This is a genomic window from Micromonospora sp. NPDC002389 (assembly GCF_040296095.1).
Taxonomy (GTDB): Bacteria; Actinomycetota; Actinomycetes; order Mycobacteriales; family Micromonosporaceae; genus Micromonospora.
This window is the reverse complement of record NZ_JBEOWP010000011.1, coordinates 36759-57909: the sequence shown is the minus strand read 5'-3', so window position 1 is coordinate 57909 and position 21151 is coordinate 36759. Positions and strand designations below refer to the sequence as shown.

General features: G+C 70.2%; 15 protein-coding genes. 7 read left to right on the top strand and 8 right to left on the bottom strand.

The window, feature by feature from the left end:
* Positions 1-90: 90 nt before the first annotated feature.
* The 3 genes from ABT008_RS21130 to ABT008_RS21120 all read left to right on the top strand — a co-directional run bounded on the left by ABT008_RS21130 (position 91) and on the right by ABT008_RS21120 (position 3283).
* Positions 91-717 (top strand): TetR/AcrR family transcriptional regulator, encoded by a 627-nt coding sequence (locus ABT008_RS21130; RefSeq protein ID WP_350697946.1) that lies wholly within the window; start codon positions 91-93, stop codon positions 715-717.
* Positions 718-875: 158 nt separating this feature from the next.
* Positions 876-2243, top strand: coding sequence for an acetyl-CoA carboxylase biotin carboxylase subunit (locus tag ABT008_RS21125; protein ID WP_350697945.1), 1368 nt, complete (start codon positions 876-878; stop codon positions 2241-2243).
* A gap of 128 nt (positions 2244-2371) precedes the next feature.
* Entirely contained in the window at positions 2372-3283 is a 912-nt protein-coding gene (locus ABT008_RS21120) for a hydroxymethylglutaryl-CoA lyase (RefSeq protein WP_502890483.1), read from the top strand.
* A 20-nt stretch (positions 3284-3303) separates the two neighbouring features.
* Here the strand turns inward: ABT008_RS21120 and ABT008_RS21115 are convergent, their stop codons facing one another.
* The 8 genes from ABT008_RS21115 to ABT008_RS21080 form a co-directional block, all read right to left on the bottom strand.
* Entirely contained in the window at positions 3304-4287 is a 984-nt protein-coding gene (locus tag ABT008_RS21115; protein ID WP_350697943.1) for an aldo/keto reductase, read from the bottom strand.
* Between the two features lie 3 nt (positions 4288-4290).
* Positions 4291-5478 carry a GNAT family N-acetyltransferase gene (locus ABT008_RS21110; protein WP_350697942.1) on the bottom strand — a complete coding sequence of 396 codons (1188 nt, stop codon included), beginning with the start codon at positions 5476-5478 and terminating at the stop codon, positions 4291-4293.
* Positions 5478-6794 (bottom strand): diaminopimelate decarboxylase, encoded by a 1317-nt coding sequence (gene lysA, locus ABT008_RS21105; RefSeq protein WP_350697941.1) that lies wholly within the window; start codon positions 6792-6794, stop codon positions 5478-5480. Before lysA ends, ABT008_RS21110 begins: the two co-directional genes overlap by 1 nt.
* A 60-nt stretch (positions 6795-6854) precedes the next feature.
* The gene (locus tag ABT008_RS21100; protein WP_350697940.1) at positions 6855-9083 is read right to left on the bottom strand and encodes a GNAT family N-acetyltransferase; all 2229 of its coding nucleotides are present in this window, start codon (positions 9081-9083) and stop codon (positions 6855-6857) included.
* A 65-nt stretch (positions 9084-9148) separates the two neighbouring features.
* Complete coding sequence (locus ABT008_RS21095; RefSeq protein ID WP_350697939.1) at positions 9149-10405, bottom strand: MFS transporter; 1257 nt, start codon at positions 10403-10405, stop codon at positions 9149-9151.
* Between the two features lie 10 nt (positions 10406-10415).
* The gene (locus tag ABT008_RS21090; protein ID WP_350697938.1) at positions 10416-11990 is read right to left on the bottom strand and encodes a B12-binding domain-containing radical SAM protein; all 1575 of its coding nucleotides are present in this window, start codon (positions 11988-11990) and stop codon (positions 10416-10418) included.
* A 14-nt stretch (positions 11991-12004) separates the two neighbouring features.
* Entirely contained in the window at positions 12005-13558 is a 1554-nt protein-coding gene (locus ABT008_RS21085; RefSeq protein ID WP_350697937.1) for a B12-binding domain-containing radical SAM protein, read from the bottom strand.
* 28 nt (positions 13559-13586) lie between these two features.
* Complete coding sequence (locus ABT008_RS21080) at positions 13587-16547, bottom strand: non-ribosomal peptide synthetase (RefSeq protein WP_350697936.1); 2961 nt, start codon at positions 16545-16547, stop codon at positions 13587-13589.
* Between the two features lie 495 nt (positions 16548-17042).
* On the opposite strand from ABT008_RS21080, the gene ABT008_RS21075 reads away from it, so the two are divergent.
* The 4 genes from ABT008_RS21075 to ABT008_RS21060 all read left to right on the top strand — a co-directional run bounded on the left by ABT008_RS21075 (position 17043) and on the right by ABT008_RS21060 (position 21088).
* Positions 17043-17810: a basic amino acid ABC transporter substrate-binding protein gene (locus ABT008_RS21075; protein WP_350697935.1), complete on the top strand. Its 768-nt coding sequence runs from the start codon at positions 17043-17045 to the stop codon at positions 17808-17810.
* Entirely contained in the window at positions 17807-18601 is a 795-nt protein-coding gene (locus tag ABT008_RS21070) for an amino acid ABC transporter permease (RefSeq protein ID WP_350697934.1), read from the top strand. Before ABT008_RS21075 ends, ABT008_RS21070 begins: the two co-directional genes overlap by 4 nt.
* Before the next feature lie 6 nt (positions 18602-18607).
* Positions 18608-19429, top strand: a complete 822-nt coding sequence (locus ABT008_RS21065) for an amino acid ABC transporter ATP-binding protein (protein ID WP_350697933.1) — start codon at positions 18608-18610, stop codon at positions 19427-19429.
* A 126-nt stretch (positions 19430-19555) separates the two neighbouring features.
* A complete protein-coding gene (locus ABT008_RS21060) occupies positions 19556-21088 on the top strand; it encodes an acyl-CoA carboxylase subunit beta (RefSeq protein ID WP_350697932.1) in 1533 nt (510 codons plus the stop codon).
* Positions 21089-21151 lie beyond the last annotated feature (63 nt).

Sequence of the window (21151 nt, the reverse complement as noted above, 5' to 3'; positions counted from 1 at the left end):
GACCTGGGGATTCGTGGGCCTTTCCCGGCAATCGGACTGGCGGGTAACCAAGGGCCCACGTCTCTTTCCCGGTGGGTCTACGCTGACCCGGTGACGGTGGAGCAGCAGGCCCGGGGCGGGAGCAGCGGGGCCACGGGGTCGGGGCGGCGCCGGTCCCGCAAAGACGAGATTCTGGAGATCGCGGTGGGGCTCTTCGCCTCCCGCGGCTACCACGGCGTGTCGATGGACGACATCGGCGCGGCCGCCGGGGTGACCGGCCCGGCGCTTTACCACCACTTCGCCGGCAAGGAGGCGATGCTGGTCGCCGCGCTGGTGCCGGTGAGCGAGGGCCTGCTGGAGGGCGGTCGGCAGCGGTCCGCCGCGCATCCCGGCGACCCTCGGGCGGTCCTGGAGTCGCTGATCGACTTCCACGTCGACTTCGCGTTGGCCAACCCGGCCGTCATCGCGTTGCACCTGCACGAGCTGGACCGGTTGCCCGAGGAGCCTCGGCGGCGCATCCGGCGACTCCAGCGCCTCTATGTCGAGGAGTGGGTCATCGTGCTGACCGCGCTGCACCCGGGCCTGCCGGCCGGCGAGGCGCGGGTGTTGGCGCACGCCGCCTTCGGTCTGATGAACTCCACCCCGTTCCTCGGTGGCGAGGTCGACCGTCGCCGCCGGGCCGAGCTGCTGCGTGCCGCGACCCTGGCCGCCCTGCTCGCCCCGACCGACCCGGCCTGACCCGCACCCTCGCGCACCACCACCCCGCACCCTTCTCCGGCCTAGATGTTAGGAGGGGACCCCTGCTATACCGCAGGCGTTAGCAGGGGACCCTTCCTTACATCCGGGCTGGCGTGGTTGGCTTGCCCGCGTCCCACAAAATGGAACGCGGAGGAAGCATGATCGAGTCGTTGCTGGTCGCCAACCGAGGTGAGATAGCCCGCCGGATCATCCGTACCGCCAAGCGGCTCGGGGTACGCGCGATCGCGGTGCACTCGGAGGCCGACACCGATCTGCCGTTCGTCACCGAGGCCGACCAGGCGATCTGTGTCGGACCGGCCAACCCGGCGCAGAGCTACCGCAACGCCGAGGCCGTTCTCGCCGCCGCCGAGTCGACCGGTGCGCAGGCGATCCACCCCGGCTACGGCTTCCTGTCGGAGAACGCCGACTTCGCCCGCGCGGTCGAGGCGGCCGGTCTGATCTGGGTCGGACCGGACGCGGACGCGATCAGCGCGATGGGCGACAAGATCAATGCGCGGAACCTGATGGCAGCGGCCGGCGTACCGGTGGCACCCGGCACCACCGAACCGGCGGCGGACCTGCCTGCGGCGCGCGCCGCGGCGGCCGAGATCGGCTATCCGGTGATGGTGAAGGCCGCCGCGGGCGGTGGTGGCATGGGTATGGGCGTGGCCGCCGACGAGGCTGCGCTGGACACCGAGTACGACAAGGTGCGCGCGTTCGCCGAGCGGATGTTCGGCGACGGCTCGGTGCTGATCGAGCGCTACTTCCCCCGGGTACGTCACGTCGAGGTGCAGATCCTCGGGCTGGCCGACGGCCGGGTGGTGGCGTTGGGCGAACGCGAGTGCTCGGTGCAGCGCCGCAACCAGAAGCTGGTCGAGGAGTCGCCGTCACCGGCGGTTACGCCGGAGCTGCGTACCCGCCTGCTGGCGGCGGCGGTCCGGGCCGGCGAGGCGGTGAAGTACCGCAACGCGGGCACGGTGGAATGCTTGCTGGTCCCGCGTCAGCGGGATCTCAGAGGGGATAGCCCCGCCTCCGAAGAATTTTTCTTCTTGGAGATGAACACCCGGCTTCAGGTGGAGCACCCGGTCACCGAGCTGGTCTACGGCCTGGACCTGGTCGAGGAGCAGCTCCGGGTGGCCGCCGGGTTGGCGCCGACCTTCGACCCGGACGCGTTGACGCCGCGCGGGCACGCCATCGAGCTGCGGATCAACGCCGAGGACCCGAAGCGTTTCCTGCCCGGCCCGGGCGTGGTCAAGACCTGGGTCGAGCCGACCGGTGCCGGAGTACGCGTCGACTCCGGCTACGTCGCCGGCAACACCGTGACCCCGTTCTACGACAGCCTGATGGCCAAGCTCGTGGTCGACGCGCCCACCCGGGCCGAGGCGATCGACCGCGCCCGCGCGGCGGTGGCCGGATTCGAGCTGGCCGGTCCCAAGAACAACCTGCCGTTCTTCGCCGAGTTGCTGGAGAACCCGGAGTTCGTCTCCGGCGACTACGACACCGGCATCGTCTCCCGGATGCGCTGACCCCGCCGGTCCCGAGGTGCCCGTTGCGGCTTGCGCCTCGGGACCGTTGCGGTCACCGCCCGACGTGACACACTTGGACGGTCAGCGACAAGTGAGTGTCACAGTGAGGTGATGCCGTGATGGCGGAGCTGCCGAAGTCCGTCTCGATCCGCGAGGTCGGGCCGCGCGACGGGTTGCAGAACGAGGACCCGATCCCGACCGAGGCCAAGGTGCGGCTGCTCGACGCCCTCTCCCGCACCGGGGTACGGCGGATCGAGGCGGTGTCGTTCGTGCACCCCCGGGCGATCCCGCAGATGGCCGACGCCGACGAGGTGTGGCGGCGGGCGGCGAAGGTCGACGGGGTTCGCTACTCGGCGCTGGTGCCCAACTCGAAGGGGGCGCAGCGCGCCCTGGCCGCCGGCTTCACCGAGATCGAGGTGGTCGTCTCGGCCAGCGACACGCACAACCGCCGCAACGTCAACCGGGGCACCGACGAGTCGTTGGACGACATCGCCGAGCTGATCGACCTGCTGCACCAGGCCGGAGCCACCGCAGAGGTGATCATCGCGACCAGCTTCGGCTGCCCCTACGAGGGGGACGTCGACCCGGCCCGCGTCGCCGCCATCGTCGACCGCGTGGTCCGCGACGGCGCCGACCGCGTCGCGTTCGGCGACACCACCGGCATGGGTACGCCCCGACGGGTCCGTGACCTGCTCACCGCCGTACGCGACCGCAACGCGGACGTGCCGGTGCTGCTGCACTTCCACAACACCCGGGGCACCGCACTGGCCAACCTGCTGACCGCCCTGGAACTGGGTGTCACCGAGTTCGACGCCAGCGTGGGTGGGCTGGGCGGCTGCCCCTACGCGCCCGGTGCCAGCGGCAACCTGGCCACCGAGGAGGCGGTGCACATGCTGCACGACATGGGCATCGACACCGGCATCGACCTGGACGCCCTGATCGAGGTGGCCGAACTGGCCGAGGAGCTGACCGGTCGACGCCTGCCCTCCGGCGTGCTGCGCGCCGGCCCGCGTACCCGGCTGACCCCGTCCCCGTCCTGACCCGACCGACGGCGGCTTGGCTACTGGGACCACCAGGTCGGCTGGCGTGACCAGCGGTGGCCACGCAGGGTCTCCAGCAGCGCCGGGTCGAGCGGCTGCCCGTCGCTCACCGCGAGGTTGCGGTCGACGTGGGCGACCCGCCGCATCCCGGGGATGACGGTGGCGACCCGGGGTTCGGCGAGGATGAACCGCAGCGCCGCCTCCGGCATCGGCATCCCGGACGGCAGGTCCTTGCGCAACTCCTCGGCCCGCTCGACGCTGGCGGCGAGGTTCTCCGGCACGAAGTACGAGTTGCGCCAGTCCCCCTCCGGCCAGGTCGTCTCCGTCGTCAACGTGCCGGTCAACGTGCCCTCGTCGAACGGCACCCGGGCGATGACCGCCACGTCGTGTTCCGCCGCCGCCGGGAACAGGTCGTCCTCGGGAGCCTGGTCGAAGATGTTGTAGATCACCTGGACCGCGTCGATCAGCCCGGTGGCCAGCGCCCGTACGCCGTTCCAGGACTCCCAGCGGTTCACCGAGATGCCGATGCCGCCGATCAGGCCCTGCTCACGCAGCCCGGTGAGGGTCCGCTGCCAGCGCGGGTCGTCCGCCCAGGAGTCCTCCCAGACGTGCAACTGCAACAGGTCGATGGTGTCCAGGCCGAGGTTGCCGAGACTCGTGTGGACGTACTCCTCGATGTGCTCCGGCGGGAACACCTCGTCCAGGGTGGACTCGCGGGTCGACGGCCAGCGCATGTCCTTCGGCGGCACCTTGGTGGCGACGTACAGCCGGGTGTCCGGGTTGGCGCGTACCAGCTCGCCCAGCACCCGCTCGCTGTGCCCGCGCCCGTACACCCAGGCCGTGTCGAAGAAGTTGCAGCCCAGGTCCACGGCCCGCTGGAGAGCGGCGATCTTCTCGTCGTCCTCGACGCCGGTCCAGCCGTGCAGACCGCCGCCGACGCCCCACATGCCGTACGAGACCTCACTGACCTGCCAGCCCAGTCGGCCGAACCTGCGGTAGCGCATGTGTCACCTCTCCGGTGCCCGAGGGGGTTGAGGGGGTGTGCCGTCGCCCCACACGCGTACCGCCTGCTGATGGTCCGAGCCGGGCGACGCGAAGGAACGCACGATCTCGGCGGAGACGCCGACCGGCGGTCGGACCAGACCAGCCGTCCAGCGCGGTTCGGCGCCCCGCGCGCGTTTGGCGCCGTACGTGCCGGCACCGAGGTGCACCAGGCCCAGGCCGCGTTCCGCCGCCAGCTCCCGTGGTCGGTACATGCTGAGGTTGAAGTACGAGTAGGGCGCCGCCCCCTCGGCGAACCCGGCGGCGCGGACGTACACGCCGTCGGGCCACAGGTAGTTGAGGCTGAACCCGACCACGGTGTCGCCCGCGTACTCCAGGAGCACGTGGCTGTACGCGTCGAGCGCGGGCACCTGCGAGGCGAAGTAGGCGTGCATGTCGGCGTCCGTGTCGGGGCCGCCGTACTTGCGTTGCGTCGCGCCGAGCAGCGGGGCGATCACGTCCACGCAGGCGGAGAGCGGCACCGTCTCGACCCGGTCCACGGTGGCCTCGTACCGGCGGCGTTCCCGTCGCCACTCGCGGCGTCCGGCTGCCCCGGCGGAGCCCTCGCCGACGGGCACCGGCAGCACCGCCTCGGCCGACAGCGGCGCGGCCACCGGCGGCGGACCGTTCGGGCCGACCGCCTGCGTCCACGCGGCCTGGTACGCGGCGACGTTCGCCACCGGTGTGTAGAGCAGCGCGACGCTGGCCGCGCCGAGCCGCGCGGCCAGCGCCTCCACCTCGGTGAAGAGGGCGGTCAGCACGGCGTCCCGCCGGTCGGCGGTGAGGTCGTCGGCGATCGCGACCGCGCCGTGGTAGCCGGCCCGTGAGCCCACCAGCAGCACCGGCAGGAAGGCCGCGTGCTCCTCGGGCGACAGCGGCCGCCCGAGGTTCTCCTCGGCCATGTGGCTCGGGCTGTAGGCCAGGTTCATCGACGGCACACTCGCGCCGTGCCAGAGGTAGGTGGCGACCGCCGCCAGCGTGGTGCCGGCCGCGTCCTGCACGACGAGGTAGGTGGTGTCGAACGACCTGTCGGTCTCCGACCAGGCCACCCACGGGTAGCCGAGGTAGAAGCCGTCACCGGCGGCGAGACCGTTCCACACGTCCTCGCCGATCTCGGTGACCGAACGTCGGGTGGTGACCGACAGGTCGTCCATCAACTCCCCTGGCTGTCGCCGTCGTCGAACAGTTCCAGGGCCACCAGGTCGTCGTAGGTCTCCCGACGGCGGATCAACGTCACCTGGTCGCCGTGCACCAGCACCTCGGCGGGCCGCTGCTGACTGTTGTAGTTGCTGGTCATCGTCATGCCGTACGCCCCGGCGGTGAAGATCGCGAAGTGCGCACCGGGCTCCAGCTCGGGCAGCGAACGACCCCGCGCCAGGTAGTCGCTGGACTCGCAGATCGGCCCCACCACGTCGTACGAGGTCAGCCCGGCCAGGCCGGACACGTCCCGGGAGACCGGCGTGGCGTCCGCCGGAGGCTGGACCGGCCACATGAAGTGGTAGCTGTCGTACATCGCGGCCCGGGCCAGGTGCGTCATGCCCGCGTCGAGCACCACGAGCTGCCGCTCGCCGGCCTGCTTGAGGTAGCGGACGGTGCTGACCAGCACACCGGCGTTGGCGGCGATGGTCCGACCCGGCTCGAAGATCACCTGACCGCCGAGGCGGGCGAACCCGGTCAGCCGGGGAATGATCGCCTCGGCGAAGTCGTCCCAGCTCGGCGCGGTGCGGTCGACGTACTCGGCGGGGAAACCGCCGCCCAGGTTGAGCGTGGTGATGCGGTGCCCGGCCTGTTCGAGCTGGGCCACCAGGGCCATCAGCCGGTCGAGGGCGGTGGCGTACACCTGCGGGTCGAAGATCGGGCTGCCCAGGTGGACGTGGAAGCCCTCGATGCGCAGCGCCTCGTCGGCGGCGGCGTGCGCGAACAGCGCGGCGGCACGGTCGATGTCCACGCCGAACTTGCCGCCCCGCGTGCCGGTGGTCGTCCGTGCCGGGGTCCGCTCGTCCGGTGCCACGTCCGGGTTGACCCGGATCGCCAGCCGGGGACGCTTGCCCTCCTGGCGGGCGATCCGGGACAGCAGCTCGACCTCGGCCTCGGACTCGACGTTGATGCAGCGGATGTTGCGGACGACCGCCTCGCGCAGCTCGGCCTCCGACTTGCCGACCCCGGCGAGCACGGTGCGCTCCGGGTCGACGCCCGCCAGCATCGCCCGGTGCAGTTCGCCGCCGCTGACCGCGTCGACACCGGCGCCCTCCCGACCGAGCAGCCGGAGCAGGTGCACGTTGCTCAGCGCCTTCGCCGAGAAACAGACCAGCGGGTTGACCGCGTCGAACGCCTTCGCGAAGCGACGGTAGTGATCGATCAGGGTGCTCGCCGAATAGACGTAGGTGGGTGTGCCGAAACGCTCGGCCACCGAGGTCAGCGGGACCCCTTCACAGTGCAGCGTGCCGTCGCGATAGGTGAACTCGTCCATCTGTTCCTCATTCAGGAGATCAGCGCACAGGATATCCGTCCACTCAACGAAGATCGGCCCCTACCTGTGCTTGTAGAGGCGGTCCTGTTCGAGGGCACGAATACGCTGGTAATCCTCCTCCAAACGGCTCGGGTCGTCGGAGATCAGATAGAGATGGCCGGGCGAGGTGAACAGGTCGACGGTCCGGTGCACCGGCGTGTCCGGCAGCAGATTCAACGCCGACCCGCACAGCACCGAGGGGATCTCGGCGAGGCGGTCGGCGGCACCGTCGGCGATCAGACCGTCGTACGGGGCCACCAGGCAGACCACCATCAGGGCCCGGTGGCGGCGGTATCCGGCGCCGAGCCGGCGGCGGAAGCGTTCCGGTGCGGCGTACCGCTCGACGGTCAGCGAGAGCTGGCTCTCCCCGGTCGCCTGCGCCGGCCCGTCCGGCGTGACGCCTCCTTCGAGACGGGCACCGGACTCGATCAGCACCGGTCCCCGGTCGTCGACGAAGAGTTCGGTGTGTGCCGGGCCGTCGTGCACGCCGAGCGCGTCCAGCACCCGTTCGACGAAGACGCGTACCTGGTCCTGGATCTCACCCGTGCCATCCAGCAGGACCTGCCGGTCGTACACCGGCCGCCCGTCGACGAAGATCCGGTCGTCGCGCCAGATCTCGTGGACGTGGTGCCGACCATCGAGGCTCACGCTGTTGACGAAGTACTGCTGGCCGACCAACTGCTCCTGCACCAGCAGCGAGTCGTTGACCTGGGCCATCGCGTTGGCCGAGCCGAGCAGTTTGCCCGCCGCCGACCGGGCCTCGGTGCCGTCCGCGCAGAAGTGCACCCCTTCGGAACCGGCGCTGGCGGCGGGCTTGACCACGACCGGGAGCACCCGCGTGGCGGCCAACCAGTCGTCGAGTTCCTCGATGCTGCGGACCTGGGTGCCGAGTGGCACCCGCAGGCCGGCGCGGGCGGCGGCGGCCATCATCGCCGGCTTCTGCCGCCGGGGGCGGTCCTCGGTCCGGGAGTTGCCCGGCAGCCCCAGCTCGGCGGCGAGGTCGTCGGCCAGGTCGACGCCCCACTCGCAGCCCGGGATCACGTGGCCCGGTCGCATCGGGGCGAGCCGGTCGGCGAGCTGCCGGAGGGCCGCCGGATCGTCGCCGGACGCGGTCAGCACGTCGACGAAGTGCTCCCGGCGCAGCCCGGCGGCGTAGCGCTCGTTGATCGTGCCGGTGAGGACGGCCACGCAGCGCCGACCGTGCCGGGCGAACTCGGGTGCCAGGAGCGCGCCGGTGGAGAACGGGTCGACGATCACGATGGTCTCGTCGGTGTCGGCGGTGGCCGGGTCGACGCCGTGGCCGGGGACACCGTGCGGCGGTGCCGCGACCACCTCGGTCACGAACGACGCCCGATAGGGACGCAGGTCCAGCCCGTCGGCGGGGCTCAGCACGTCCAGCCGCATCGGCAGCGGGTCCGCCCAGGTGGCCGCCCGGTCGGGCGGTCGGGCGTAGCAGAGGCTCAGCACCGGATCGGCGAGCCGGTCGGTACGCAGCACCAGCTCGGCCTCGTCGCAGCCGTCGTCGTCCGGGTCGAGGTGGTGCAGCGGGACCGGTACGAAACCGAGGCGGCTCTTGAAGCTGAACAGCCCCGCCTGCGCGATGTGGCCGTACAGGGTCGGGTCGGTGCCGAGCGAGATCCACGGGAGGCCGCGTCGGGCGCTCTCCTCGAACGCGGCCACGTAGAGCGCGCGGCTGATCATCCCGCGTCGGGCCTGCGGCCGGGCGGCCGAGTAGGCGACCCGCAGCGCCTCGGGCGTGACGCGGCACATCACCGCGCCGACCAGCTCACCGGCGGACCGGGCGGTGACCAGCACGAAGTCGGCGAGCCCGGTCTCGGTGGCGGCGACCGCGTGCGCCGCCGGCAGGCCGTACGGCATGGTGGCGATCTGCGCGTCGTAGACGACGAGGAACTCGCCGAACAGGTCCGGGTCGATCCGGTCGTGCACCTGTACGTCGAGCCCCTCCGCCTCGACGTACCGCAGCGCGTGGCGGACGTTCTGCCGTTCCGCCTTCGGCAGGGCGGCCAGGAAGTCCGCCGTCCGCTCCGGGGTACGCCGTCCCCAGGTCACCCAGCGTGGCTTGAGTCGGAAACCTGACGCCGTCAGATCCGCCCACCGGTCTCGGGCCGGGTCGGTGACGATCACCAGGTCGACGTCGTCGACACCGACCCAGGCCCGGTCCAGCGCGTCCTCGGTGGACATCTCCCACCTGCGGACGCCGTAGTAGTCGCTCCCCCCGAAACCAGACACGCGTCCCCCTCGCTGCTGCTGCGGATTCCGGCCCGGTGGTGCCCGGCGACTGGTGGCTCAGCCGGTCACGATGCGCTGCCGACGCTGGCCGGGGCATCGACGCGACTCAGCGTATCCCGCACCCACAAGATGGCCGCGAACGCGACGAGCGCGGCCACCGGGGACAGCAGACGCGCCTCGGCGGGGCCAAACCAACCCAGGACCGCACCGGCCACCAGGGTGCCCACCGCACTGCCGACCGCCATCATCGTCGCCGCCAGCGCGAACGACTCGTTGATCACCGTCTTGGGCACCAGCGTGCCGAGCAACCCGAACTCCTCGGCGCTCAGCGCCGCCAACGGCAGGCCGGCGAGGAACAGGCAGACCGCGAGCACCGGGATCGAGGTGGCGAAGACCAGCGGGATCATGCAGGCCAGCGCCACCGCCAGCAGCACGAGGTAGCGGTGCACCGGTCGGCGGGTGTGCTGCCGGGCGCCGTAGACCAGCCCGCCGAGGACGCTGGCCGCCGGGGGTAGCGACAGCAGCGCCACGCCGGTGGCCGCCGTGCTGCCCAGCGCCGACACGGTGGCCGGCACCGCGACCTCAAGGACGGCGAAGGCCGCGGCGGCGGCACCGGCGGCGACCAGGATCGCCACCACGCCGGGGATCCGCCACGGCCCTCGGGTACGCCCAGGGGCATCGCCGGTCGTCGCGTCGGACTCCGCCGACCCGTCCGGCTTGCGCAGCGTGGCGACGGCCGGGGCGCTGGCGTAGAGCAGCGAGCCGACCACCAGCATGCCGCCGGCGAGCAGGGTGGTGGCGAGCGCGCTGAAGACACCGGTGAACAGGCCGGTCGCCGCCGGCCCGATCACGAAGAACACTTCGATCAGCACCGCTTCCAGGGCGTTGGCGGTGTTCAGCTTCGGCCCGGGCGGCAGGATCAGGGCCCAGGCCGCCCGGACGGTCGAGCCGACCGGTGCCATGGTGAGCGCCACCGGCACCACGGACGAGATCAGCATCCAGCCGGGCCCCTGGTTCGCGGCGACGAACCCGACCAGTGCCACCGCGTGCAGCAACGCCAGCACCGGCAGCACCCGGCGCAGCCCGTGGCGGTCGATCAGCCGGCCGTGCACCGGCCAGGCGACCGCCAGGGCACCGGAGAACAGGGCGAGCGCGGTCGCGCCGGCCGAGTAGGACCCGGTCTTCTCACTGACGTGCAGGAAGATCGCGAGTGGCTCGATCGCCACCGGCAGCCGGGCGAGCATCGCGGGCAGCATCACCCTGGGTACGCCGGGGGTACGCCAGAGTTCGACGTACCGCCCGACGGCGTCAACCAGCGACACGGGCGTCCAATCAGGCCACCGGGGTGGCGTCGGCACCGGCCCGCGGCCGGTAGATCCCGTCGTACTGGTCGATCAGCGACCCGTTCAGCGCCTCGGTGAGCCGGAGCCGCTGCTCGAACAACTCGTAGTAGGACAGGTGCTTGGACGGCATCGGCGAGAGGTAGACGCTGATCACCTCCGGGTTCTGTTCGATGTCGAAGGCGAGCCGGTCCGCCTTCTTGCGGAAGTCGGCGGTACCGGGCAGCAGCGTCCGGTTGAACACGTTGAAGTAGTTGGTCGCCTCGGGACTGGCCTCGACCAGCCGGTCCTTGAGTTCGAGGCACCGGTCCAGATACATGTCGATCATCGATTGGTCATCGTCGTCGTGCCCGATCAGCATGTTGAACGTCAGATATCGGACGCCCAGGTCCAGCATGGACGTGATGATCCGCATCTGCTCCTGGAACGGACGCAGCTTACGGAACTTCTGGGTGGGCTCGTCACCGAGGTATTCCAACGGAATCTGGACCCGATAACAACCGACCCACCGGTCGCCGCTGGTGTCGTTCCAGAACAGCGTCTCCATCAGTTCCCGGTCCACCTCGCCCAGGTCCAGGAACTTGCCGAATTCGAGCCCGTTGGCGAACTCCCAGGAGAACTCGTACTCCCGGGCGATCCGGAAGATCTCCAGCGTGTCCTCGCGGCCGGAGTCGTGCAGCAGCGTGCCCCGGCCGGACCGCTGGATCCGGGAGAGCGTGTTGTCCTCCTGGAAGAGGATGTTCGAGATGCCGACCGACCGGAAGTGGTCGAAGTGCCGACGCACCACGTCCGGCTTCATGTAGCGGTAGTGCCCGCGCATGGGGGTCGCGCAGAACGAGCAGGTCCGGTAACAACCGCGCGAGGTCTCGAAGCAGGTGAACGGCGCCCGTACCGTCATCGGCGGCTGGCCCTCGCCGGTGTCGTCATAGATGGACAGGTCGTCGATCAGGTCCAGTGCCATCGGCGGCAGCTCGGCCAGGTTGAGCTGGGGGCCGCCCATGATGACGATGCCGTCGCCGACCCGGCGGCTCAGCACCGACTTCTCGATCGGCTTGCCGGTGGCCCGGGCCTGGACCACCCGGGCGAAGGTCTGCTCGCCTTCGAGCTGGATCACCACGTCGAAGCCGTTGGCGAGGTACCACTCGGGCCGGGCGGTGACGTCCATCCCGCCGCCCACGATCAGCGCGTCCGGGTTGGCTTTCTTGAGGAACTTGGCGAAGTCGGTCACCACCCGGGCCGAGTTGGTGAAGTTGTTCGAGATGCCGATGACGTCGGCGGCCCGGGCCTCGTCGGCGTAGTTCTCGAAGGCGCCGCCGTAGCGGATGCAGTCGATGGTGCGGGGCCCGTACGCGAACGAGGCGTAGTGCTCGGGCTCACCGGCGTCGACCTGGGTGTCGACGATCCGGAACTCCGCGTCGACACCCCACTCCCGCAGGTAGGCCCGTGCCCCGGCGGCCAACGTGACGAGAGCGCTCTTGGGGTTGCGTACCCGAACCGGGCTGATCGTGGTCTCCTCGTCCCGGAACGACTGCCCCGGGTACGGGGCGTAGAAGAGGGTGACGCGCATGGCCGGACCTCCCGTCAACCCGCGTAGATGCCGTCGTAGAGACGGTGCATCTCGCGATCGTTGAGCATGTTCGTCATTTCGAGACGCTTCTGATAGATGTCCCAGTACGTGAAGTGGTCGGTGTTGATGGCCGACAGGAAGATCCCGATCACCTCGGGGTTCTCGTCGATGTCGAACTGGAGCAGCGAGCGCAGGGTCACCCAGTCGCGGGCGCCCGGCAGCAGCGACAGGTTGAACACGTTGAAGTACGGCTTGTACTTGCCCTTGCCGACCGAGGTCAGCTCCTCCTTCAACCGCATGCAGTAGTCGGTGAAGATGTCGATGCCCTCGCGGTCGTGCTCCGGGTAACCGATGAACAGGTCGTACGTCTGGTGGCCGACGCCGTGGTCGGTGAGCATGGTGGCCAGCACGTTCACCTGCTCGTCGAAGCCGAGCAGCTTGGGGAACCGGCGCTTCTTGACGTTCATGTTGTCCAGCGGGATCTGCACCCGGTAGCAGCCGATCCACCGGCCGTCGACGGTCTCGCTGCCCAGCAGCGCGTCGGCGAGTTCGTGGTCGAAGCTGCCGTTCTGCATGAACTTGCCGAACTCGATGCCGTTGGCGAACTCCCAGGCGAAGCCGTACTCGCGGAACATCCGGAACATGGCGAGGACGTCCTCGCGCCCGGAGTCGTACAGGTAGCGGCCGGCGCCGTTCTGCTGGATCCGGGAGAGCGGGTTGTCCTCCTGCCAGACGATCGTCTTGATGCCGTACTCCTGGAAGACCCGGAGGTGCTTCTCCATCATCGGCAGGCTCATGTAGCGGTAGCCGCCCCGGGACGGCGCGGTGCAGAACGAGCACCGCCACGCGCATCCCCGGGAGGTCTCCCAGCAGATGAAGTTGCCCTGCACGCCCTCCGGCGGCGGGCCCTCGGCGGTGTCGTCATAGATGGACAGGTCGGGGATGAGGTCCAGCGCCATCGGCTCGATCGAGTCCATCGGCACGGTCTCGGACGAGTCGACCTTGCTGGGGATCAGTCGACCCGGCAGCGAGATGTTCGGCACCGTGGACAGGTCCTGCTTGCGGTAGACCGCGTCCACCAGCCGCGCGAAGGTCAGCTCACCCTCCCCGCGTACCACCGCGTCGGCGCCCCGGGCCAGGTAGTACTGCGGGCGGGCGGTGCAGTCGACGCCGCCCACCACGACGATCGCCTTGGGATTGATCCGCTTGATGTGCAGCGCCAGGTCGGCCACGATCTGCGCGCTGTTGGTGAAGTTGCAGGTGATGCCGTGCACGTCCGCCGCGCGGATCTTCTCGTCGGCCTCCTCGAACGGGGTGCCGTACCGGTAGCAGTCCATGATCCGCGGGCCGTACGGGAGCGACTTGTACTTCACCCGCTGCCCGCCGAGCTGGAGATCGACGATCTCGATGTCGCAGGAGTAGCCGAAGTGCGGCGCGTACGCCCGCAGCCCGGCGGCGATCGTGGTCAGTGCGCTCTTCGGGTTGTGCGGCCGTTCGGTGTTGATCGGCTCGCTCTCGCCCTGGAAGATCTGCGAGGGGTAGGGAGCGTAGTAGAGATTGACCTTCATGGCGTCTCCTGGACCCGTTGGTCGCGGTTCACTGAGCTGTCCCGCTGGACAGATGAGGACGGCCCACCGCTGCGTGGTACGTCCGGTTGAGACGGTCGATCATCACGTCGATCTCCCTGTCCCGGCTGGTGCCCCAGTCGAGGCCGAGTCCCCGCGCCAGCCGGGTGGCCAGGGGTGTCTCGGTGCCGACCAGGGCGTCGTGGACCACCTCGGCCAGTGGCTCGGTCTCCGCTGCGGTGCGGGGACGCAGGACGGCGAGGCAGCGTGCCACCTCGTCGTCGCCGACCGCGTCGGCGGCCCGGTCGAGGAACTCGTCGTAGCGGATCTCCGGCAGTGGTCGGTCCTCGACGCGTAGCCGGGCCAACAGGTCGGCCACGGCCACGGAGGCGGGTGCCACCACGTTCAGCACGCCCTCGGCGGGCGTGGGGTGGTGCGGGTCGGCGAGCGCGGCCACCATCCGGGCCACCACGTCGACCGGCGTCCAGTCCACCCGCAGCCCGGTCGACGGGCGTACGCCGAGCCGCAGGCAGAGCCGCAGGATCATCGTCACCGACGAGCGCGGGTTGGCGTGGCCGGTGCGGGAGTGCGCCGCCACCTCCCCGAGTCGGACGACGGTGCCGGGTACGCCCTGCGCGGCGGCGCCCCGGACGAGCTGCTCGGCGACCCACTTGGACTGGCTGTAGCCGTCGACCGGCGGTGCCGAGGTGAGCGCGAGGAACGACTCGGCCAACGGCGTACCGGGGGTGCTCCGGACCGTGGTGGTGGAGAGCGTGACGAGCCGTTTGCGGAGCTGCGTGCCGGCGAGGTCGACGAGCGTCCGCAGCCCGTGCACGTTGGTGTCGCGCAGATCGAGGTAGTCGCGGAGGGTGTCCACCCGGCCCGCCGCGTCCACGATCGTGCCGACCTCTCGGCTCAGCCGTCGCCAGTCGTCACCGGAGAGACCGAGCTGCGGTCGGGCCAGGTCACCGGCGAGCGCGGACCATCGGTGCGTCGCCGCCGACCCGCCGCCGGTCGCAGCCAGCGCGGCGGCCACCCGACGCGAGGCGGCCTGGTCGTCAGCGGCCCGGACCAGGCAGACCACCGGCCGGCCGCCGTGGGCCAGCAGCGCCGCGAGCACCTGTGCGCCGACGAAGCCGGTCGCCCCGAGCAGGAGGATCGTGCCGGGGTCCTCTGCCGGTCGCGGCGGTGCGGTGCCCAGGTCGCCGAGCCGGGCGTCCCGGGCCAACTCGGGCGGCACGGCGGTGGTCGCCGGCAGCGACCGGCCGCCCCGGACCAGCTCCGCCTGGGCCGCGACGGTGGAGGCCCGGACCAGGTCGCGGGCGGCGAGCCGCACCCCGAACGTCCGCTCCAGGTCGACCGCGAGTCGGGCGGCGCCGAGCGAGGTCCCACCGAGGCAGTAGAAGTCCTCGTCGTACGCGGCGAAGCCGAGCACCCGGGCCCAGATCTGGGCGATCCGCGCCTCGACGCTCCCCGCCGGGTACGCCGGGCCGGGCTTGCCGGTGCCCACCGGACCGTCGGCGAGGTGCCCGCGCAGGCGCTGCTGGTCCACCTTGCCGTTGGTGAGCAGCGGCAGGCTGTCGAGACGCACGAACCGGCCCGGCACCAGCTCACCGGGCAGACCGGCGCGGGCGTGCTCGCGCAGCGTCTCCTCGCCGACCTCCCCGTCCGCCGAATAGAAGCAAACCAGCGTGGCCGTGGCACCGGTCTCGTCCACGAGCACCTTCACCTGCCGCAGGCCGGGCAGCGTGGCGATGGTGCACTCGATCTCGCCGAGGTCGACGCGTACCCCGGCGATCTGGACCTGGGCGTCCCGTCGCCCGGTGAACATCAGCAGTCCGTCGTGGCGTACCCAGCCGAAGTCGCCGGTCCGGTAGAGCAGGTCACCGGGGACCCCGGCGTACCGGTTCGGCACGAAGACCTGGCGGGTGCGGGCGCCGTCGCCGTGGTAGCCCGCGCCGAGACACACTCCCGCGAGATGGATCTGGCCGACCTCGCCGCGCGGGGTGGGCGCGCCGTGTTCGTCCAGGAGCAGCACGGCCGTGTTGGGCAGCGGCAGGCCGAGCGGGATGACCTGACGGTCGTCGTCGCCGACGGCGTGGAAGACCGAGCCGATCGAGGCTTCGGTGGGCCCGTAGGTGTTGGTCACCCGCACGTCCGGGAACATCCGCCGGAACGCCTGCACGGCCGGCGGCTTGGCGGCCTCGCCGCCGATGAAGACCTGCCGCATCGACGAGAGCAGGTGCCGGTCCTGCGGCCGGCTCCGCAGGCGCTCGACGAGCAGGTCGAAGATGCTCGGCACGAAGTCGGTCATGGTGACCCGGTGCCGGTGGATCTGCGCCAGCGTGGCGTCGAAGTCGAGGATGCCGGTGCGGTCGGGGATGACGACGGTGGCGCCACGGGTCAGCGGCCACAGCAGTTGCCAGATCGACGAGTCGAAGGTGTGCGCGGAGTTCTGGAGCACCACGGCGCCGTCGGCGGCGAACCTCTCGGTCATCGACAGGAAGCGGTTCACCAGGCCCCGGTGCAGGTTGACCGCGCACTTGGGCAGGCCGGTGGAGCCGCTGGTGAAGAACGCGTAGATCGGGTCGTCGGGGCGGGGCCGGGCCGCAACGACGGGTCCGGCGACCGCGTCCGGTTCCGTCCCTACGTCGATCACCGGCCGGCCGGTGGACGGCGGTGGCGTGCCGACGACCGCCCGGGGAGCGAGGTCGTCGAGCATTCGTTGCTGCCGCTGGGCCGGCCAGGCGCGGTCGAACGGCACGAAGGCGGCGCCCGACCGCATGGTGCCGAGCATCGCGACGAGTTGTTCGACGCGGTCGTCGAGCAGCAGGGCGACGAAGTCTCCCCGGCGTGCGCCGTGGGCGAGCAGGTCGGCGGCGACCGCGTCGGCCAGTCGGTCGACGTCCCGGTAGGTCAGCGCGCCGGTGGGATGGACGACCGCCTCGGCGTCCGGGTGACGCCGTACGGCCTCGTCGACGAGGTCGACCACGGTCCGGTGGATCGGACGTGGCCGGGTGGGTCCTGTGAGGAGAGCGCCGACCTCAGCGGGATCGCGGTGGACGCGCTCCATTCCGAGAATCGTCAAAGCGCAGCTGAGGATGCCATTGAGGGCACCTCCCCCGAGGTGTGCTTCCGCGCGGCCGGCGGTGTCTGCCGACGGCGCGAGTGGTAGGTCTCCATTGACCCGGATCGGACCCTAACGGCGGCCTCGCGCACCTGTCAACGCATTGACAGGTGTACGTCTCACCAGGGGTAGAAAGGGCAGGTGGGAGGCTTCGGGGAAATTGTCCGACGGCGATGAGATGCCCCTTCCGCCCGCTGCGTCCCACGAGACGGAAAACCGATCCTCGGACGTCTGTCAGCGGACATCTGGATCAGGTACCGTGCGCTCTCACGGCCGTGGCTTCCGGCCAGCGGGGACGAACCGAAGGGACACCGCGTGACTGTGCAGAGCCCGGTCCGAAAGGTTTGCCTGGTAGTGGCGGTGGCCGCTCTCGTCGTGACGGCGGGATGCGCCAAGGAGGACAAGAGCGAGGTCCAGGCCAGCGGCGTCAAACTCATCGAAAAGGGCAAGCTGACCGTTTGCACACATCTGCCGTATCCGCCCTTCCAATCCAAGGACGCGGCCGGCGAGGTGATCGGCTTCGACGTCGACATGATCGACCTGGTCGCCCAGGAACTCGGCGTGGAACAACGGATCGTCGACACGCCGTTCGAGGGGATCAAGTCCGGCCAGGACCTGAACACCGGCAAGTGCGACGTGGCCGCCGCCGGAATGACGATCACCGAGGAGCGGCAGAAGGTGATGGACTTCTCCGCGCCCTATTTCGACGCGACCCAGGCGATGCTGGTCAAGACCGGTAAGCCGTACAAGTCGCTGGACGACCTGCGCGGCAAGAAGGTCGCGGTCCAGGCCGCCACCACCGGCCGCGACTACGCCCGTGGGCTCGCGGCGGAGAAGGGTCTCGAACTCGTCGAGTTCGAGGACCTGGCCGCCGAGCAGCAGGCCCTCGCCAACGGGCAGGTCGAGGCGGCCATCAACGACCTGCCGGTCTGGACCGAGTACATCAAGGAGAACCCGGGCGGGTTCGAGGTGGCGGCCGAGTTCGACACCGGTGAGCAGTACGGCTTCTCGGTCCGCAAGGACAACAACCCCGAGCTGCTCAAGACCATCAACGAGGTGCTCGACCGGGCCAAGCAGGACGGCACCTACGACCGGGTCTACGAGAAGTGGATCGGCCCACGGCCGTGAAGCTGCGTCGTCGCCAGCGCGAGCGACTGTCCCTCTGGCTCCAGTACCTGGCCTTCGTGGCGGTCGTCGCGCTGGTGATCGGCAGCGCCGACTGGGGCAGGCTCGCCGACGCCTTCTTCCGCGTCGACATCATCAAGTCGATGTTCCCGACGATCATCACGGTCGCGTTGCGGAACACGATCCTCTATACGTTGGGCGCGTTCGCCTTCGGTCTCGTGTTCGGCACGCTGCTGGCGTTGATGCGGTTGTCCCGGGTGGCGCCGTACCGCTGGGTCGCGACCGCGTACATCGAGCTGTTCCGGGGGCTGCCCGCGCTGCTGGTGCTCTTCCTGGTCGGGTACGGCATCCCGATCGCCTTTCCGGAGCGGGAGATTCCCGGCGGGGTGTTCGGCTCGATCGCGATCGGTCTCGGGTTGACCGCTGCGGCGTACATGGCCGAGACCATTCGCGCCGGTATCCAGGCGGTTCCCAAGGGGCAGATGGAGGCGGCCCGTACGCTCGGCATGTCGCACTTCACCGCGATGCGCGCCATCGTCATCCCGCAGGCGTTCCGGATCGTGATCCCACCGTTGACGAACGAACTCATCCTGCTCACCAAGGATTCGTCGCTCGCCTACGTGCTCGGCGTGACCGCGCAGACCATCGAGATCACGAAATTCGGCCGGGACGCGCTCAACGACCGGGTGAACGCCACTCCGTTGTTGGTCGCCGGCTTCACTTATCTGATCATCACGTTGCCGTTGTCCCAGCTCGTACGGCGTCTCGAACTCCGTTACGCGAAAGCCCGGTGATCCGGAATGTCGAATGATCAGGCCCGGCCCGCCGTACGGATCAGCGATCTGCACAAGTCGTTCGGTTTGCTGGAGGTGCTTCGCGGTATCGACGTCGAGGTCGGTCACGGCGAGGTCGTCTGTGTCATCGGGCCGTCCGGTTCCGGCAAGTCGACTCTGCTCCGGTGCGTGAACCTGTTGGAGGAACCGACCTCCGGCCGGATCTGGGTCGGCGACGTCGAGATGACCGATCCCGACGTCGAGATCGACACGGTCCGCCGGGGCATCGGCATGGTGTTCCAGTCGTTCAATCTCTTCCCGCACCTGACCGTGCTGGACAACCTCACCATCGCCCAGCGTCGGGTGCTGCGACGCGGCCGCGCGGAGGCCGAGCGGATCGCGCGGGGCAACCTCGCGCGGGTCGGTCTGACCGACAAGGCCGACGCGTTCCCGGCGCAGCTCTCCGGTGGGCAGCAGCAGCGGGCGGCGATCGCCCGGTCGTTGTCCATGGACCCGGAGCTGATGCTCTTCGACGAACCGACCTCCGCCCTCGATCCGGAGTTGGTCGGCGACGTGCTCACCGTGATGCGGAAGCTGGCCGAGGACGGTATGACGATGATGGTGGTGACCCACGAGATGGCGTTCGCCCGGGAGGTCGCCGACCGGGTGGTGTTCATGGACGGTGGGGTGGTGGTCGAACAGGGCCCGCCGCAGGAGGTGCTCGGAGCCCCCCGACACGAGCGGACCCGAGCCTTCCTCGCCCGGGTGCTCGACCCGACCCACGTCGCGGAGTTGGGCCGGCCCGACCGGGCACCGGAGCCGCCTTCGGCTGGTGACGACGGTCGGTGACGCTTCACCGTGTGCCGGTGGCCGCCAGGTCGCCGGTGCCCCCCTCGATGCGTTAGCCTAACGATCGTTCAGGCTGGTTGACCCGTGCCGGAGTGCCGGTGTCGGGTATGGCGGCGAGGGGGCGGCGTGACGCTCGACGGTGAGGCTCTGGAGCAGCTACGCAAGCGGGTCCGCGCCGGTGGCGCGGAGAAGTACCACGCGGCGAACGCGGCCAAGGGCAAGATGTTCGCCCGGGAACGGGTCGCACTGCTGGTGGACGAGGGGTCGTTCGTCGAGGACGGGCTCTACGCGAACGCGCTCGCCGACGGCCTGCCGGCCGACGGCGTGGTCACCGGCACCGCCACCATCGACGGCCGCCAGGTCTGCCTGATGGCCAACGACTCGACGGTCAAGGCCGGCAGTTGGGGCGCGCGGACCGTCGAGAAGATCATCCGAACCATCGAGCGGGCGTACGACACCGGCGTGCCGATGGTCTATCTGGTCGACTCGGCCGGCGCCCGGATCACCGACCAGGTCGACCTGTTCCCTGGCCGGCGCGGCGCAGGCAAGATCTTCTGGAACCAGGTACGCGCCTCCGGCTCGATCCCGCAGGTCTGCGCGCTGTTCGGGCCGAGCGCGGCGGGCGGTGCCTACATTCCGGCGTTCTGCGACGTGGTGGCGATGGTGGACGGCAACGCCAGCATGTATCTCGGCTCCGACCGCATGGTCGAGATGGTCACCGGCGAGAAGACCACGCTGGAGGCGATGGGCGGGGCCAAGGTGCACTGTGCCGAGTCCGGTGTGGGGCACTTCCTCTGCAAGTCCGAGGCCGAGGCGCTCGACGTGGTCAAGCGCTACCTGTCCTATCTGCCGGCGAACTGGACGCAGCGTCCCCCGGCCGCCGAGGCCGTCGAGGCGCCCGAGAAGGCGGACCTGGCCGCGCTGGTGCCGGCGAGCGAACGCCAGGCGTTCGACATGCGGCGGTACGTCAAGGGCCTGCTCGACGACGGCTCCTTCTTCGAGATCCAGGCGCTCTGGGCCAAGGAGCTGACCATCGGCTTCGGTCGGCTGAACGGCGAGGTCGTCGGTGTGGTCGGCAACAACTCGATGTTCAAGGGCGGCGTGCTCTTCGTCGACTCGGCCGACAAGGCGACCCGTTTCGTGCAGCTCTGCGACGCGTTCAACGTGCCGCTGCTGTTCCTGAGCGACGTACCCGGCTTCATGGTCGGCAGCGCGGTGGAGAAGCAGGGCATCATTCGGCACGGCGCAAAGATGATCACCGCGATCTCCGAGGCGACCGTACCCAAGATCTGCGTGGTGGTCCGCAAGGCGTACGGTGCCGGGCTCTATGCCATGGCCGGGCCGGGCTTCGAGCCGGACGCCACGATCGCCCTGCCCACCGCGAAGATCGCGGTGATGGGGGCCGAGGCCGCGGTGAACGCCGTCTACGCCAACAAGATCGCCGCGATCGAGGACGAGGCCGAGCGGGCCGCCTTCGTCGCCGCGAAGCGCGAGGAGTACGAGCGGGACATCGACATCGTGCGGCTGGCGAGCGAGCTGGTGGTCGACGCGATCGTGGAACCGCATCAGCTCCGCGCCGAACTGGTCCGCCGGTTCACCGCCGCCCGGAGCAAGGAGCGGCACTTCTCCCGCCGTCGGCACGGCGTCACCCCCGTCTGACAGCTCACCCGGCACCAGTCAGCACCGGCACCGCCCCGGCGTCACGAGCGCCCGGCGGGCACG